16 protein-coding genes are annotated in these 14,585 nt (G+C 39.5%); 11 read left to right on the forward strand and 5 right to left on the reverse strand.

Annotated features, from left to right (window positions below):
• A partial coding sequence (locus tag MSI_RS10205) for a GSU2403 family nucleotidyltransferase fold protein (protein ID WP_039924688.1) occupies positions 1 to 653 on the forward strand: 653 nt, incomplete at its 5' end.
• Between the two features lie 60 nt (positions 654 to 713).
• On the opposite strand, the gene MSI_RS10210 is transcribed toward MSI_RS10205, so the two are convergent.
• Entirely contained in the window at positions 714 to 1,085 is a 372-nt protein-coding gene (locus MSI_RS10210; RefSeq protein WP_009106577.1) for a helix-turn-helix domain-containing protein, read from the reverse strand.
• Positions 1,086 to 1,207: 122 nt separating this feature from the next.
• On the opposite strand from MSI_RS10210, the gene MSI_RS10215 reads away from it, so the two are divergent.
• The 7 genes from MSI_RS10215 (at position 1,208) to proC (ending at position 6,699) form a co-directional block, all read left to right on the forward strand.
• Entirely contained in the window at positions 1,208 to 1,462 is a 255-nt protein-coding gene (locus tag MSI_RS10215) for a hypothetical protein (RefSeq protein ID WP_009106579.1), read from the forward strand.
• The gene (locus MSI_RS10220) at positions 1,452 to 2,339 is read left to right on the forward strand and encodes a hypothetical protein (protein WP_009106581.1); all 888 of its coding nucleotides are present in this window, start codon (positions 1,452 to 1,454) and stop codon (positions 2,337 to 2,339) included. Before MSI_RS10215 ends, MSI_RS10220 begins: the two co-directional genes overlap by 11 nt.
• A 26-nt stretch (positions 2,340 to 2,365) precedes the next feature.
• On the forward strand, positions 2,366 to 2,854 hold the full coding sequence (locus MSI_RS10225; RefSeq protein ID WP_009106584.1) for a hypothetical protein: 489 nt from the start codon (positions 2,366 to 2,368) through the stop codon (positions 2,852 to 2,854).
• Positions 2,855 to 3,100: 246 nt separating this feature from the next.
• Complete coding sequence (locus tag MSI_RS10230; protein WP_009106586.1) at positions 3,101 to 3,622, forward strand: hypothetical protein; 522 nt, start codon at positions 3,101 to 3,103, stop codon at positions 3,620 to 3,622.
• 87 nt (positions 3,623 to 3,709) lie between these two features.
• Entirely contained in the window at positions 3,710 to 4,957 is a 1,248-nt protein-coding gene (locus tag MSI_RS10235) for a glutamate-5-semialdehyde dehydrogenase (RefSeq protein ID WP_009106588.1), read from the forward strand.
• Positions 4,958 to 5,059: 102 nt separating this feature from the next.
• On the forward strand, positions 5,060 to 5,857 hold the full coding sequence (gene proB / locus MSI_RS10240) for a glutamate 5-kinase (protein WP_009106590.1): 798 nt from the start codon (positions 5,060 to 5,062) through the stop codon (positions 5,855 to 5,857).
• Positions 5,858 to 5,907: 50 nt separating this feature from the next.
• A complete protein-coding gene (proC, locus tag MSI_RS10245) occupies positions 5,908 to 6,699 on the forward strand; it encodes a pyrroline-5-carboxylate reductase (RefSeq protein ID WP_009106594.1) in 792 nt (263 codons plus the stop codon).
• A gap of 16 nt (positions 6,700 to 6,715) precedes the next feature.
• Here proC and MSI_RS10250 read toward each other — a convergent pair whose 3' ends face one another.
• Both MSI_RS10250 and MSI_RS10255 read right to left on the reverse strand, forming a co-directional pair.
• Complete coding sequence (locus MSI_RS10250) at positions 6,716 to 7,657, reverse strand: ATP-dependent helicase C-terminal domain-containing protein (RefSeq protein ID WP_155815577.1); 942 nt, start codon at positions 7,655 to 7,657, stop codon at positions 6,716 to 6,718.
• 161 nt (positions 7,658 to 7,818) lie between these two features.
• The gene (locus tag MSI_RS10255) at positions 7,819 to 9,222 is read right to left on the reverse strand and encodes a DEAD/DEAH box helicase (RefSeq protein WP_009106598.1); all 1,404 of its coding nucleotides are present in this window, start codon (positions 9,220 to 9,222) and stop codon (positions 7,819 to 7,821) included.
• Between the two features lie 37 nt (positions 9,223 to 9,259).
• Here MSI_RS10255 and argA point away from each other — a divergent pair, with 37 nt between their 5' ends.
• On the forward strand, positions 9,260 to 10,570 hold the full coding sequence (gene argA, locus MSI_RS10260; RefSeq protein ID WP_009106600.1) for an amino-acid N-acetyltransferase: 1,311 nt from the start codon (positions 9,260 to 9,262) through the stop codon (positions 10,568 to 10,570).
• Between the two features lie 17 nt (positions 10,571 to 10,587).
• On the opposite strand, the gene MSI_RS10265 is transcribed toward argA, so the two are convergent.
• Positions 10,588 to 11,751, reverse strand: coding sequence for a GGDEF domain-containing protein (locus MSI_RS10265; RefSeq protein ID WP_009106602.1), 1,164 nt, complete (start codon positions 11,749 to 11,751; stop codon positions 10,588 to 10,590).
• 3 nt (positions 11,752 to 11,754) lie between these two features.
• Complete coding sequence (locus tag MSI_RS10270) at positions 11,755 to 12,627, reverse strand: polyphosphate--nucleotide phosphotransferase (RefSeq protein WP_009106604.1); 873 nt, start codon at positions 12,625 to 12,627, stop codon at positions 11,755 to 11,757.
• 593 nt (positions 12,628 to 13,220) lie between these two features.
• Here MSI_RS10270 and MSI_RS10275 point away from each other — a divergent pair.
• Positions 13,221 to 13,550: a helix-turn-helix transcriptional regulator gene (locus MSI_RS10275; RefSeq protein WP_009106608.1), complete on the forward strand. Its 330-nt coding sequence runs from the start codon at positions 13,221 to 13,223 to the stop codon at positions 13,548 to 13,550.
• A gap of 200 nt (positions 13,551 to 13,750) precedes the next feature.
• Complete coding sequence (locus MSI_RS10280) at positions 13,751 to 14,581, forward strand: metallophosphoesterase (protein ID WP_009106611.1); 831 nt, start codon at positions 13,751 to 13,753, stop codon at positions 14,579 to 14,581.
• The last annotated feature ends 4 nt before the right edge of the window (positions 14,582 to 14,585 follow it).

Consider the following 14,585-nt stretch of genomic DNA (forward strand, 5'->3'; position numbering starts at 1 on the left):
TAAAAACTTTTAATGAAATTGGGCTCTTAAAGCATGTAATGATTATAGGAAGCTGGGCTGAATATATTTACCCCGTACTTTTTAACACCGATTTTGTACCAAACTTGCGTACTCGTGATATTGATTTCTTTTATCGTAATATAAATATTCCAAAGGATAAAATTCCAGTTATAGAGAAATTAAAAGAAATTGGATATGTATATGATGAAGAAAATGGAATTTCAAGATTCTATAAAGAAGATTTGCTGGAATTAGAATTTTTGACTCGTGTTTTAGGAGCTGGTACAGAAGGTTGTACAGAAATCAAACCTTTAGGAATAAAATCAGAAGGACTTCGTGTTTTGAATATTCTGTCAAACTTTCCAAGAGAAGTTGAAATAAAATCTCCTGAAGGAGATGATTATATTTTGACTGTCCCGGAACCGGCAGTTTATGTCATTCAAAAAATTCTTACAAATCCGGTTAGAAATCCACCTGAGAAGAAAGTAAAAGATATTGTTGCCGTAAAAGAATTGCTTTATCACATTGAAAAATCACCAGAACATTTAAATAAATTGAAAGAAGTTTATAAAACGTTAACAGTAAAACAATTAAAAGTTTTAAAACAAGTTTGTGATGAAAATGATATAAAAATTTTTGAAGATATGAATTGAAAAACTTACACTACAAATTGTGAAATATTCCAATAAATGTAGTGTAAGTTTTTGAAAAGATTATTTTGAAGATGTATTTTCTGAAACGGCGTTTTTATATGCGTTTGCAATCTGAATAAAATTGTCTAACTGTGAGGGAGTAAAAGAATTTACAATTCTAGAAATTTCATTTTTCTGCCAGTCTGTTTTTGTAGATTGTTTTGGAAGAGGTTTATTATTTTCTGTTCCTAAAATAAGATATTCTGCTGTTGTATTTAAAACCTGAGCCATTTTAACAGCGACATCAGCAGCTGGAATTGAACCACGGTAGAGATACATTCCAAGTGTATTTAAACTAATTCCAACTTTTTGAGCGAATTCTTTATTTGATAATCCTCGATAATTTAGTTCATCTATTAAACGTTCTTTAAAGTTCAAATTTGTATCTTTCATATCTAGGTTAAAGTTTAGACAGATTGTGTTTTTAAACGTTGATATGTGGTGTCTTTGAGCGTATAATTACCGTAATTACAAGATGTTAATTTTGTAATTGAAATAAGAATTAAGGAGTTAATATGAAAAAAAATTTTTTGATAGGTTTATTCTTACTTTTATGTAATTTTGCATTTTCAGAAGGAAATTTAATTACAATTGATAATACAAGACACATTTATGAAGATAATTTTAAAGTAATAAATAATACTTCCGAAATTATTTCATTAGACATATTTGTAAAAAGAAAAGTTAATTCTGAAGAAAATAAAGTTGGAAGTGGAGTTGTTGCACCAAAAAAAACAGATTTTCAAATAAAAAACAAGAGTGGACGGTAATTTTGATGATTATGACTATATATTAATTCGTCCAGTGGGAAATTTAATAGATTACAAAATAGAATGTAAACACGATGATATTATTCTTACGATAAATTCGTATGAAGGAATAGAAAATGAATTAGTTAGTTCTGTAGCTTCTCTATATTCAAATGAAATAATGTTTGAAAATAAAAATTATGAATGGCGAGATTATATAAAAGTCACAAATAAAACGGATTCATTTATTAGTTGTTCTCTTTATGGTATTCCGAAAGATACAGAAAAAGAGGTTTTTATTGGTAATGGTATAATTGATCCTAATGGAAAAACAGCAATAAAAACAATTTATGATGGTAGATTAAAAGAATTATATTCAATTAGGTTTACAACAGATGCAATAATAAAAGAATATGAATCAAATAGTTCATCACATGATTTAAATATTATTGTTTTTTCATGTGAAGGAGGCGAAAGTCCTTTAAAATTAAAATTTGAAAATGATTACAATAAGGATGATATTATTGTAGATATACGAGGAAAAGTAAAAAGAGAAAGAGATGGATTATATATTTATTCATTCTATGCAGATATTACAAATAAAAATGGAAAAATAATAAAAATAAAATTTGATGAATCTTCTTTATCATATAATGGTAATACATCATTACCATTTATTGATGGTCAAAAATATATAACTGCAGGAAATCCCCCTTCAAATAAAATTATTCCTAATGGAGGAACTTCTTCATTTAGTTTATTTTCTGCTAATCAGATTAGTTGGACTGGAAATAATTGGAGAATATCATCTATGGGTGATGATGTTACTGTTGTGCTTGCAATTGAAGTTGACTCAAAAACTTATTATTGGATTACTTACGCAAAAGTAAATAATTAAGACAACAAAAAAAGGATATAAATAAAATGAGTGAATTTGGATTATTTGAAATAAATCTTTATTCAAAAGAAGAAAAATTATTTTATAAGGAGAAAGATGAACAATTAAGAAGATATTTGGAAACTATTGAATGTGATATTCAAAAAGTTAAGCCAGAAATTATTGATAATTTTGAGAATAACTATATATCGCCATGGCGATATAATCAAATTTTTGGTGCTGTTAGATTTTTTATCAGCGGTACAGAAATAAGGGGAGAAATATTTCTTTCCTCATTAAAGAAATATGTAAGAAATGCAAGACAAAAAAAATTTAGATATGAAGGAAAATTATTGTTAGAGCAAGATTTACTAAATGCTTCCACTGAAGAAATTATTTCGGCAATAGATTCTTCTTTGGAAGATTTACAAAAAGAATATAAATTAATTCCAGATCTTGAATGCTATAATAATTTAAAAAAAATAATAGATTGGGAAAATATTCTAACAAAGGTAAAATCACGTGAGGGATTGTAGTACCTGCGAAGCAGTCCCGAGCGTTAGAGAGGGATGAGCCGCGTGAGACGGCGAAGTACGAAAAGCCCGACCTAGCAAGGTTGTAAGGGAAACACCAACTTCCAGATTGACCGTACCTTGCTTTAACTTCCGCAGGCGGAAGTTGTGAGGGCTGGAGCTACCTTGCTAGGGCACGTCCGTATCATGAAATATAAATACTTTGTTAGGTGTGTTGAAAAAAGTTGAGAAAACATCTATATTAAGGGCATGACTAATCAAGAAGAGTTTATTTCTGAATTTTTGGATGAAGACACAGTTAAGGCGCTTCCGAAGTTTATTGCTGAGCCGGAGAATTTTTATGAGGCTGCGGATGCGATTGCGGTTGCGTTTGGGGCAGAAAAAGGCTTTTCTAAGATGCCGGAAGATGGCGTTGATAAACTTGTAATCAGTTTTAAAAATAATCTTACACTTCTTATTCAGAAAACCTGGGTTGAAAAATCGGACATTGCATTGAAGGACGAGCTTTTGTATCGTCTGGAAAAATTTATTACTGAAGATGGCTGGAAAGACAGTTACGAGCTTTTCCGCAATATTATAAATCAGGCTGTTTTCCTTATGTTTGGTCAGTCGACTGATTCCCCTGATTTTGCTGAATATTCTATGCGCATTGATCCGGAATTTGGTATTTTCTGGTGGTACATTTCAAACCTTCCTCCCAAAACCGAGTGGTCTGAAGAAAAATCTCGGGTTGCTATGATGGTTGGAATGTATTTTCTTGCTAATTATTAATCTGATATTTTTTGAAAGGCCGGGACTTTGAGGGTTCCGGCTATTTTTTTTAATAAAGTTGCGGGGTGATGTCCGCGAGGAAAAACTATGGATATTAAGAAAGTTTGTTCATCTTTACGGGTTGCGAGCGGAAAGCTTGCTCTTCAGAATGCCTGCCAGAAGAATGCGGCTCTGGAGGCGGTTGCGGTGGCTCTGGATAAAAAACGCGCTTCTATTATTGCGGCTAACAAGGCTGATGTTGAGGCTGCGCGGGCCGGCGGTTTGAGCGAGTCGATTATTGACCGCCTTTTGCTTGATGACAAGAGAATCGACGGTATTATTTCTAGTTTGAGGCTGGTTATCGGACAGACTGATCCTGTTGGCGAGGAAATTGCGGGCTGGAAAACTCCTAACGGGCTGAATATCCGCCAGGTAAGGGTTCCTCTTGGTGTTGTTGCCATTATTTATGAAAACCGACCTAACGTTACGGTTGATGCTTTTAGTCTTGCTTACAAGAGCGGAAATGCCATTTTGCTTCGCGGTTCGTCTTCTTCTTATAAATCGAATGTGGAAATTGTTCGCGTGATTCGCGAAGCGCTGGCTGGTGTGGCTGGCGGTGTGCCTGAGGCGATTGAACTTGTTGAGGTTCGGGAGCACGACCATAGCGATGTTGATCAGATTTTGAATGCGGTCGGCTTGATTGACGTTTGTTTGCCGCGCGGAGGTAAAAAGCTTATTCAGAATGTGGTACAGAATGCGCGCGTTCCGGTGATTGAAACTGGCAGCGGTGTCTGTCATTTGTACGTTGACAGCGAGGGCGACCTGGATATGGCTTGCCGTGTGGCTGAAAATGCTAAAATTCAGCGTCCTAGCGTCTGCAATGCGATTGAATGTATTGTTGTTCACAATAAGATTGCAGCTGACTTTTTGCCAAAGCTGGAAGCAACTTTTGCGGGCCGGGTAAAGCTTCATGCGGATGAAAGAGCGATAAAGTATCTGAAGGACGCCGTTCCTGCAACGGAAGCGGATTTTGGAAACGAATATCTTGATTATGAGTGCTGCGTAAAGATTGTGGATTCAATCGAAGAAGCAATCAGCTATATTAATGCGCATAATACAAAGCACAGCGAAAGTATTATTTCTGAAAGCCGGGCTAACACTCGTTTGTTCCAGGCTATGATTGATGCAAGCTGTGTTTATGTAAATGCCAGCACACGCTTTACAGACGGCGGCGAGTTCGGTTTTGGAGCGGAACTGGGAATCAGTACGCAGAAGCTTCATGCGCGCGGGCCTATGGGAATTAAGGCGTTGACGACGACGAAGTATTTAATAGACGGGGATGGTCAAGTAAGATAGAAGGGGGCGTTGCGGGGTCTCCCCGCTAGAAAGGGTGACGAGCAACGAAGTGCGAGACAGGGGAAGGCTTTCCCCTCCTTCATAATTATATCGAGGAAAACTATGAGTAAAATTGCAGAAGTAATTAAAGGGTCGCGAAAAATTGTTATAAAAATCGGGTCGAATACGCTGGCGCTGCCGGACGGGACTCAAAATACGGAGTTTATGGCTAGTTTTGCGGCTCAGTGCGCGGAACTGATTAAGCAGGGAAAGCAGATTATTCTGGTGTCTTCGGGGGCGCAGGTTGCCGGAGTTTCTACCACTAAGGAATGGGCGCGAAAAAAGGATGTGCATTATCGTCAGGCGCTCTGTTCGATTGGGCAGGTGGAGCTGATGCATCAGTGGAGAAAGGCTTTTCAGAAGCAGGGACTTCATATCGGGCAGCTGCTTTTGACTAAGGATGATTTTAAGAACGAGCACCGAAGCCTGAATATCCGCAATACGCTTTTTACTCTTGTTGACGAGGGTGTTGTGCCTATTATCAATGAAAATGACAGCGTAAGTTTTGATGAAATTAAAATCGGTGATAACGATAACTTGAGCGCTCTGACTGCAATTTTGTGGAGTGCTGACCTTTTGATTTTGTTCAGCGATATCGACGGCGTTTATTCTGATAATCCAAAAACTAATCCGGATGCAAAACTGATTGAAGAGGTAAATTCTGTTCCTGAGCTTAGAAAAGAGATTAAAATCGGCGATACAAATGCCTTTGGAACTGGTGGAATGGAGACTAAGCTGCAGGCGGCAGAAAAGGTTACGGCTTACGGAATCCACATGCTGCTGGCAAACGGTTCGAAGGATCAAGTTCTTGTTAAGCTTGCAGATGGAAGCGCAGGCGGCACGATTTTCCTTGCGGAATAGGAAATCTAAATTAAAATAAAGAAGAAAAGGCATTTTTAGGAGGCTGGCATATGAAAGCAAAAATTTCTTGTATTGGTACTGGGGCTATGGGCGGTGCGATTATGCGCGCGGTTTGTAAAAAGTTTGATGCCTGGAATGTGGCTGTGACCAGCAAAAATCCGGAGCACGCAAAAGCCTTTGCTGAAGAAAACGGCTGTAAGAGCTTTGAAAAAAATACTGATGCAATTAAAGATGCAAAATATGTTTTTATCGGTGTAAAACCTGTGATGGTAGAAGCTGTGCTTAAAGAAATTGCCCCTGCCCTTTCTAAGGATGCTGTTGTAATTTCAATGGCAGCTGGAATGAGCATTGAAAAGCTGGAAGGCTTTGCAAAGGGTCTGCGTTTTGTGCGAATTATGCCAAATGTTCCGGCTCAGATTGGCCAGGCTATGACAGCCCTCAGCTGTGGCTCAAATATTAGTGAAGAAGAACTTTCTGAAATAAAGACTATTCTTGAAGCTGCCGGAAAAGTTGAACAGGTGCCTGAAAAACTGATGGACTGTGTTACTGCCGTAAGCGGTTCTGGCCCTGCTTTTGTATTTATGTTCATTGAAGCTCTTGCTGATGCTGCCGTAAAATGCGGTATGCCTCGTTCCCAGGCTTATATTTACGCTGCCCAGACAGTAAAGGGGTCTGCAGAGCTTGTTTTGCAGAGCGGAAAGCACCCTGCCGTTTTGAAGGACAGCGTATGCTCTCCAGGCGGTACAACAATTGATGGCGTTGCAGCCCTTGAAGAAAAAGGAATGAGAAACAGCGTAATCAGCGCAGTTGTTGCGGCTTATAATAAATCCTGCGGCATGTAATTTATATTGACTCGAACTAACCTTTTTCCGGTCTATTTACGTCCCAATTGTGTTTGGGATAGCGGCCTTTCATTTCTTTGCAGATTTGTGGCCAGGTGCCGGTCCAGAAGCCTTCCAGATCATCGGTGATTTGCAGTGGGCGCTGGGCTGGTGAAAGCAGGCGGAAAAGGACTTTCATTCCGGCGATTTTTGGAGTTATGGTGCAGCCGAAGGCCCTCTGAATTATGATTTCGATTACCGGACGGATTACCAGTCGGGTTTTGTCGTCCGGGGATGCAAGTTTTTCATATTTGATTTTTGCCCGGTTTCTGTTTTGAAGCGTAATTTGCAGAGGCACATTTTCTTCAATATTAAACTCTCCGAATTGATAATTTAGTGCATCGTAAATAGTTTGCGAGGTCAGCGAGCTTGAGGTGATGAAAGGTAAAAGCCAGCTTTCCGGCGCATCAGTCAGTCCGGAGATTTTTTCGTCCAGTTGGCTATTCTGAGGATTTTGCTGAGCATAAAATTTTATGCGTTCTAAGAAGTTTTCGCATTTGTCATCAAGCGGCAGGGCTTCCATCCCTTTTGTGCGGATTTCGGTCATCCAGGCTGCGGCATAGTCTTCTTTTGTAGACAGCAGTTTTTTTGAGGAAAGGACAAGCTCGCCGTAGCAGATATTTTCACTTTTGAGGATTTTGCCGTTTTCAAAGTGACAGATGATTTTTGACTGAGTACGGGAAGAAAGCCAGCTTTCAACTTCGGCATCCGTCAGTTCTTCAAAATCAAAAATTACGCCCTCGCTCTGGCCAGCCATAACTTCAGGGGCGGCAATCCATTTTGCCTGACTGTGCTTTGAATTGTGGAGGACAGCCTTTCGTCCTGACGGAAACTGATAGACAGGAGAAGTCGAACCGTCGGGATTTTTGCGGGATTCTGTGAGACGCAGTGCCAGACGGTCTGGAAAACCGGAAAGCAAAATTAATGAATTTTGATGATTTTTTTTGTTAAAATTCGCGAAATTTGCCTGAATTTCTTCAAATTTGTTCGAATTTCCGCAAATTTTATTCAATTTTTGTTCCAAATTTGCTAAAAATTGCCTTTGAATAGAAGTGGAATTCTGGGCATACTGGCTGTATTTTATAAGAAATTCTTCTGCTTTTTTGCTGAATTCGCCTTCTTTTTTTCTGATTTTTGCCAGCCGTCAAGGGCAATCATGGCAAGGCGGACAGAAATTCCAAGGGATAATGCGGCTTTTCCCCGCTCTGTGATATGGCGGTTTTTGTCCAGACAGCCTGCCTGCTGAAGAAATTGAACAGCTCCTTCCCAGGCGTTTTTTGTCGGTGAATCCAGAAGCTGGATTTTTGAGATATCATAAATGCCGCGTTCCGAACATTCCAGAACCAGCTGAGTCAAATCTGTGCGGAGGATTTCGGGCTGAACTTCCTTCTGGCGGACATCGAATTTGTTCCATAAACGTATGCAAACTCCTTCCTGCTCGCGGCCTGCACGACCTGACCGTTGAGCCGCAGAAAATTCAGATTCAGCTTCGGTAACAAGATTTTCCATTCCAGTTGAAACGTTGAGGCGGTTTATCCGGGAAAGCCCGCTATCGATTACGCAGACAACGCCCGGTACGGTAAGGGAAGTTTCGGCGATTGCGGAAGAAAGAATTACACGGATGGTAGAGGCAGCGGGCGGAGTAAGGATATGCTTCTGCTCGGTAAAGCTGATGGAGGAATGCAGCACGCAGACTTCGACATTTCCGCTTTCGATTTGAGATTTTAGCGCCTGGGAAAGTTCCGCTTGAGCTGCCCGGATTTCGCGGATACCTGGGAGGAAGCATAAAATGGAATATGGTGTTTTAAAGCAGCAGCATTTAAGACCCAGCTTATTTTCAATGTAAGAGCATACCGCTTCATCTATCCTAAGATCCGGCTGATATTGTATTTCGACTGGAAAAGTCCGGCCGGGGATTTCCAGCACGGGAGTTCCATCGCCAAGAAAAGCCGCAATTTTTTTACTTTCGATTGTGGCGGACATGATGATTACAAAAAGGTCATCGCGAAGTTCCATAGCCTCGCGAAGAAAAGCCAGGGCAAGGTCGGTATTGATGCTGCGTTCGTGAAACTCATCGAGGACGACAAGATTTACACCTTCAAGTGCCGGGTCAGACTGCAGTATGCGGATAAGTATTCCTTCGGTGAGGACTTCCAGCCGGGTCTGAGGGGAAATGCGGTTTTCAAGGTGAATACGGTAACCGACCTGTCCGCCGACAGCTTGGCCCAGAAGCTCAGAAACGCGGTTTGCAACGCCGACAACGGCAAGACGACGCGGCTCTGTCATGAGGATTTTTGAGGGGCTAGATTCCCCCTCCCCGCTCGTGAATGCCTGCAAAAGTGCCAGCGGCAATACGGTAGACTTTCCCGCACCAGTTTCTGCCGTCAAAATCAACGCCCGGCTGGGAGATGCCTTCAAGCTTGAGCAGATTTTTTCAAGATGTTCGGTAATTGGAAATTTTGAAATGGAATGAGGAAAAGTCATGCTGAAATTATAGCATTTTTTGTGATATAATAAACTTATGAGCGTCAAAAGTGCAGAAAATATTCGTAATGTAATCCGCTATTTGCAGAAGTTTAAGAATGCAACGGTCGTAATTTATCTTGATGATAAAACGATTGAGTCACCGCTATTTTCCAGCCATATCCGCGATATTGCCCTGCTTCATCAGGCGGGAATTAAGGTTGTGATTATTCCGGGGGCGCGAAGTCGAATTGATCAGCTTTTGAAGGCGGAGAAAATTGAGTGGACTTACAAAAATGGATGTCGTGTTACGGAAACTGACGCTATGCCGGTTATTAAAATGGCGGCTTTTGATGTTTCGAATATTGTGATGACCAGCCTTGCGGCTAACGATATTAATGCGATTATCGGAAACTGGGTTCGTTCGCGGGCAAAGGGTGTTCTGGACGGTTTTGATTACGGAACGGCCGGTGAAATTGATAAGATTCAGGCAGAGGCAATAAAAAAGGTTCTGGATGACGGTTTTATTCCGATTTTTCCTTGCATCGGATGGAACACGAGCGGACGTCCTTATAATATTTCTTCGGTTTCTCTTGCCCAGGCAGTGGCAATCAGTCTGAATGCGGATAAGCTTTTTTACGTGATGGAAGGTAAGACTATTAATTCGGCCAACTGTCATGTGCCGGAGCATTTTGCGCTTGCTGATAACGGTGATGTTCCTGCCATGAACCTTGAAGAAGTTGATGATTTTTTGAAGGCTAATGAAGAGGCTGATTTTGATGTGATTTCTGTTTTGAAGCTGGCAAAGGATGCCTGCCGCCGCGGAGTTACCCGAGTTCACCTTGTTGACGGAAATCTTGACGGCGTTTTGCCATGTGAAATTTTCAGCGACCTTGGTTCTGGAACGATGATTTACACCAGCAATTACGGCAAAATCCGGGCGATGGAACAGACAGATATTCCGGCGGTTCTGGGAATTATGCGGCCTTTTATGGAAAGCGGAAAACTTTTGCCGCGAACAGAGCAGCAGCTTGCGGGTCAGCTTTCTGATTTTGTGGTATACGAGATTGACGGTGGTGTTCACGCCTGCAGTGCCCTTCATTTTTATGGGGATGGCCAGGCGGAGATTGCGGCGGTTGCCGTGGATGAAAATTTTACCCATATGGGAATCGGGCTCAAGCTTGTAAAGCATCTTATCAGTATGGCAAAAATGAGAAATGCTGCCAGCGTGTTTATTATGACAACTCAGGCGGCTGACTGGTTTGAAAATCTGGGATTTGAACTTGGAAATATTGAGGATTTGCCAGCAGAAAGAAAGGCAATCTGGAATACGAAGAGAAATTCAAAGGTTTATAGACTGAAAAAATAAGGAATAAGGGTGCGAATTTAGTCAGCCTGTTTTTTATGTTTCTGTTTGTTGTGATACATTGCTTCATCGGCACTTTTTAAGAGGTCTGCAACGGTTGCGTTGTGAGTATCTTTTTTTGCAAAACCGATTGAAGTGGAAATTTTGTATTGCTTTTCTGTATTGCTACTGTCTTTTAAAATCTGATTTCTGATTGTTTCAGAAAGATTTTCAGCAAGTTTATCATTTTCTTTTTCTGTAACAACAACAAATTCATCACCGCCAAGGCGCGAAATAAAGCAGCTTGTATTTGCGGCAACTTTTTTAAGGGAATCTGCAACAAGTTTAAGGGCAAAATCACCTTCCATATGACCGAATTTGTCGTTTATGTGCTTAAAATCATCAACATCAAGCACCATCAGATAGAGATTTTTTGAGGAATCATTTCCATTAAAGCTCTTAAATTTTTGAGAAAGATATTTTAAAAGCTGGGTTCTGTTATTAATCTGTGTAAGCTGGTCAATTGAAATTATTGAATTGCGCAGTTCAACGTACACGCTGAAAAGTGCCATTACGAGTCCTATTTCAATTGTCGGATAGCCCGGAATGCAGACCTGAATCATCTGCGCGGTGAAAGCCCACAAAATCAGTGTGGAAATCGAAATATATTTCTTTTTCATCGCGATTTCGTTTTTATCAAAAAGGCGGATAATACCCTGAATGCTTGTGATGATAAAGTAAACGTTCATGCAGAAGACCTGAAGCATATGGTAAGGGCCGCGCTGGTAAACATTTGCATCATCAATATAAAAAATATAGTGTGTGAGAGGCGAAGAAAGCGACATGAGGAAAAGCGCTAAAAAGGGAATATGGAGAATAATAAGAAGAGCTTTATTTTTTTTGAAGTTAAAGCCAAGAATAAATTCGCAGAACCAGAACCAGGTTATTCCGATAAAGGCCGATGAAACAAAATAAACGATGTTAACCAGATAATTAACAAAAATATTGCCCGGGAACAGCAGAGAAGTAAAAATAATCCAGCCGGCATCGGATATAGTAAAAATTGTAGTGGAAAGCAGAACATAGGAGAAAAGGCGGGATTCATATTGCGATTTGTAATCATAAAAAACCGTTCGCCAGAGTTTTGCCATAATCATTAGGCAGACAAGATTTACCTGAAAATACAGCCAGTCGACTTTTTCCATATTCTATTTTGCCTCGTTTTCCAGCATATTTTTACAGTTTTCCAGATTATCTTTCTGTTCTTTTGTAATTTCAGGGAATTTAGGATTTATATCTTTCATCACGCTGAGAATTATTTCAGAAACAAGATAGCGGGCAAACCATTTCTGATCTGCAGGGATAACATACCATGGGCAGTCTTCTGTCGAAGTATTGTTGATTGCAGCTTCAAAAGCTTCCTGGTATTTTTCGAAGAATTGACGCTCTTTTATATCATTTTCACTGAATTTCCAGTTTTTTTCAGGACGATTTATTCTGTCCAAAAAGCGTTTTTTCTGTTCATTTTTTGACAGATTTAAGAAGAATTTAATTACTCTGATAGAATTTGCGTGAAGATATTTTTCAAATCCTTTGATATCTGAGTATTTCTGCTCAATGTAATCTGTTTTTTTGAGGCGTCGAGGTAAATCATAATCCTTAAAGAATTCGTGAACTTTTACGACAAGAACTTCTTCATAATATGAACGGTTGAAAACGGCAATTTTACCCTTCATAGGCAGATTTTTATGATATCGCCACAAGAAATCGTGGCTGGCTTCATCTGCACTAGGGCCTTTGTAGCTGAAAACGTCAATTCCAAGCGGATTTACCCCCGTAAGAACATGGGAAATTGTCGAATCCTTTCCTCCAGCGTCCAATGCCTGAAAACAGATTAAAACCGCCTCCTTGTGTTCTGCATAAAGCGCGCTTTGAAGTTCCGCAATTTTTTCAGAATTTTTGTGAGTTTTTTCTATATATTCAGCCTTTTTTTCTTCGAGTCCGTTTGAGTCTGTTGGAGTTTTTTTGATTTTAAAGGCCTTTGAACCGTCTACGCGATAATTTTCAATTTTAACATCCATAGTATACTCCTTTTGAAAAATTTCCTAAAAATATTTTACCACAGAATTTTTTATTCTCAAGAAAAGTTATAGATGTGACTTCAGAAATAATCTTCAATACTGGGATTATTTCAAAATCATAGATAGTTTTTTCTATACAGAATTGATAAATGGTATTTATGGGATTTTCTGGTGAAAGTGCAAAGCCGGCTCTTGACAGAAGGTTCTGTAATGAAAAAATCTATAGCGGGAGAGGGATTCGAACCTACGGTCTCCGGGTTTTCTGACAGCTAGGAATAGACTGAAAACTTTAAACTAACAGTTTAATGACAAATGAAAATTTATTTGTTAAAGTGAAAATACAAAACACAAATTAAAGTCGCTGGCCCTAAGAAGCCGAGCGCCGTGTCTCATTGGTTTTGCAAACCGGAGACAAAAACCCGATACGCCGTTGGCGAAAAATTATCTTTTATAAAAGGAGTGCGTAATGAGCACAGACACATTTGACATTACAAAATTATCTCGTGCGATGATTCTGCGCACACCTTGGCTTTATGGATTGCTATGTGCAGGCATAAAAGATAATGGAGTTTTTGTTAAAGGAGAAAAATCATATGAGGACCGTAACCATTCAAAGGCCGGTTGTTGATCTGAAATCAACTGGCGCACAAATTAAATCACTCAGAATCAAAAGTGGATACACTGTCCACGATATTCAGGCTGTATTCGGTTTTGAATATCCTCAGGCTGTTTACGCCTGGGAAAGTGGAAAGTCAATTCCAACAATCGACAACTTGCTGGTGCTTGCTCACTTGTTTGATGCAGCAGTCGAAGAGATTGTAATTCAGCGCATGATTGAAATTGAAGTTTCGTGCGTTTCAAACAAGATTGAGAAGCTATGCAACAAGAATTGTAACGATTGCAAACTGCGGCTGAGTGCCTAATCTTTTCTGTCTGTAAGCCATCTTTTTAAATTAATGGTTTACAGATGTGAAAGGCCGCTGGCGGCCGATGTTCAATAGCAAAGCGTTAAGAAAAATGCGAAAGCATTTTTTAGCTTTACTTACTTCGGAACTTCCAATCATACAATTAAATCATCGCTACCAAATAAAACTTATAATTCAGGAAAAAAAGAATAAGAATTATGACAATCTACATGACAAGCGACTTACACGTTGATCATTACATAAATCATCGTGTAAGTCTGGAAAACTACATAAACAATGCACTCAAACCAGCGGATGTACTTTGCGTGGCAGGTGACACCTGTGATGATCCGCACCTTTTTGTGGAATTTTACAAGGCAGTTTCATCCCGCTACAAAAAGATTTTTGTAATCTTTGGAAATCATGATTTGACGGTTCATAATGAATCATATTTTAGAAACAATCCCTTTACCGAAACACAGGCAAAACTAGACTTTCTGAAAGCAGAAGCTTCAAAACTTGGAAATGTTTCGATTCTTGATGGAACTGTCGAAGAGTTTGAAGGCGTGAAGTTTGGCGGAACGATGGCTTTTAATGATTTTAGCTGGGCGTATGAAATTGATCCTGAGCCAGACGGAAACATGGCAAAGTTTCTCTGTTATTGGAGAGACTGGTTTGATTACCGACACTGGGAATATATGGGAAATGTTCATAAGGATATTCTTGCTTCACAAATGAAAAAGCTGGATTACGTGGTTTCCCAAAAGCCAGACATCATCATGACTCATTACATTCCGACTTTTTTCGGAGTCGAATATATTTATAAGGATGATCTCTTTACTACCTTTTTCTATTTCGATGGACAGAAATATTTGAAGCAGCTAAAAGATAACTGTATCTGGCTTGCAGGGCATACTCATTCTGTACGTACAAATGATCTGGCACAGAATGATGGAAGAATAATTCATCTGAAGCTGAATCCGGTTGGTTATCCTGATGAAGATTCTGGAAATGCAGAAAGAATAGATGAGTTTTTATTGGAGATATAAATAT

It is taken from the genome of Treponema sp. JC4, assembly GCF_000260795.1.
Classification (GTDB): Bacteria; Spirochaetota; Spirochaetia; order Treponematales; family Treponemataceae; genus Treponema_D.

Excerpts from the sequence above, each read along its gene's own strand:
- MSI_RS10210 (WP_009106577.1), bottom strand. The coding sequence starts at position 1,085 with ATGAAAGATACAAATTTGAACTTTAAAGAACGTTTAATAGATGAACTA.
- MSI_RS10215 (WP_009106579.1), top strand. The coding sequence starts at position 1,208 with ATGAAAAAAAATTTTTTGATAGGTTTATTCTTACTTTTATGTAATTTT.
- MSI_RS10225 (WP_009106584.1), top strand. The coding sequence starts at position 2,366 with ATGAGTGAATTTGGATTATTTGAAATAAATCTTTATTCAAAAGAAGAA.
- MSI_RS10230 (WP_009106586.1), top strand. The coding sequence starts at position 3,101 with ATGACTAATCAAGAAGAGTTTATTTCTGAATTTTTGGATGAAGACACA.
- MSI_RS10235 (WP_009106588.1), top strand. The coding sequence starts at position 3,710 with ATGGATATTAAGAAAGTTTGTTCATCTTTACGGGTTGCGAGCGGAAAG.
- proB (WP_009106590.1), top strand. The coding sequence starts at position 5,060 with ATGAGTAAAATTGCAGAAGTAATTAAAGGGTCGCGAAAAATTGTTATA.
- proC (WP_009106594.1), top strand. The coding sequence starts at position 5,908 with ATGAAAGCAAAAATTTCTTGTATTGGTACTGGGGCTATGGGCGGTGCG.
- MSI_RS10255 (WP_009106598.1), bottom strand. The coding sequence starts at position 9,222 with ATGACTTTTCCTCATTCCATTTCAAAATTTCCAATTACCGAACATCTT.
- argA (WP_009106600.1), top strand. The coding sequence starts at position 9,260 with ATGAGCGTCAAAAGTGCAGAAAATATTCGTAATGTAATCCGCTATTTG.
- MSI_RS10265 (WP_009106602.1), bottom strand. The coding sequence starts at position 11,751 with ATGGAAAAAGTCGACTGGCTGTATTTTCAGGTAAATCTTGTCTGCCTA.
- MSI_RS10270 (WP_009106604.1), bottom strand. The coding sequence starts at position 12,627 with ATGGATGTTAAAATTGAAAATTATCGCGTAGACGGTTCAAAGGCCTTT.
- MSI_RS10275 (WP_009106608.1), top strand. The coding sequence starts at position 13,221 with ATGAGGACCGTAACCATTCAAAGGCCGGTTGTTGATCTGAAATCAACT.
- MSI_RS10280 (WP_009106611.1), top strand. The coding sequence starts at position 13,751 with ATGACAATCTACATGACAAGCGACTTACACGTTGATCATTACATAAAT.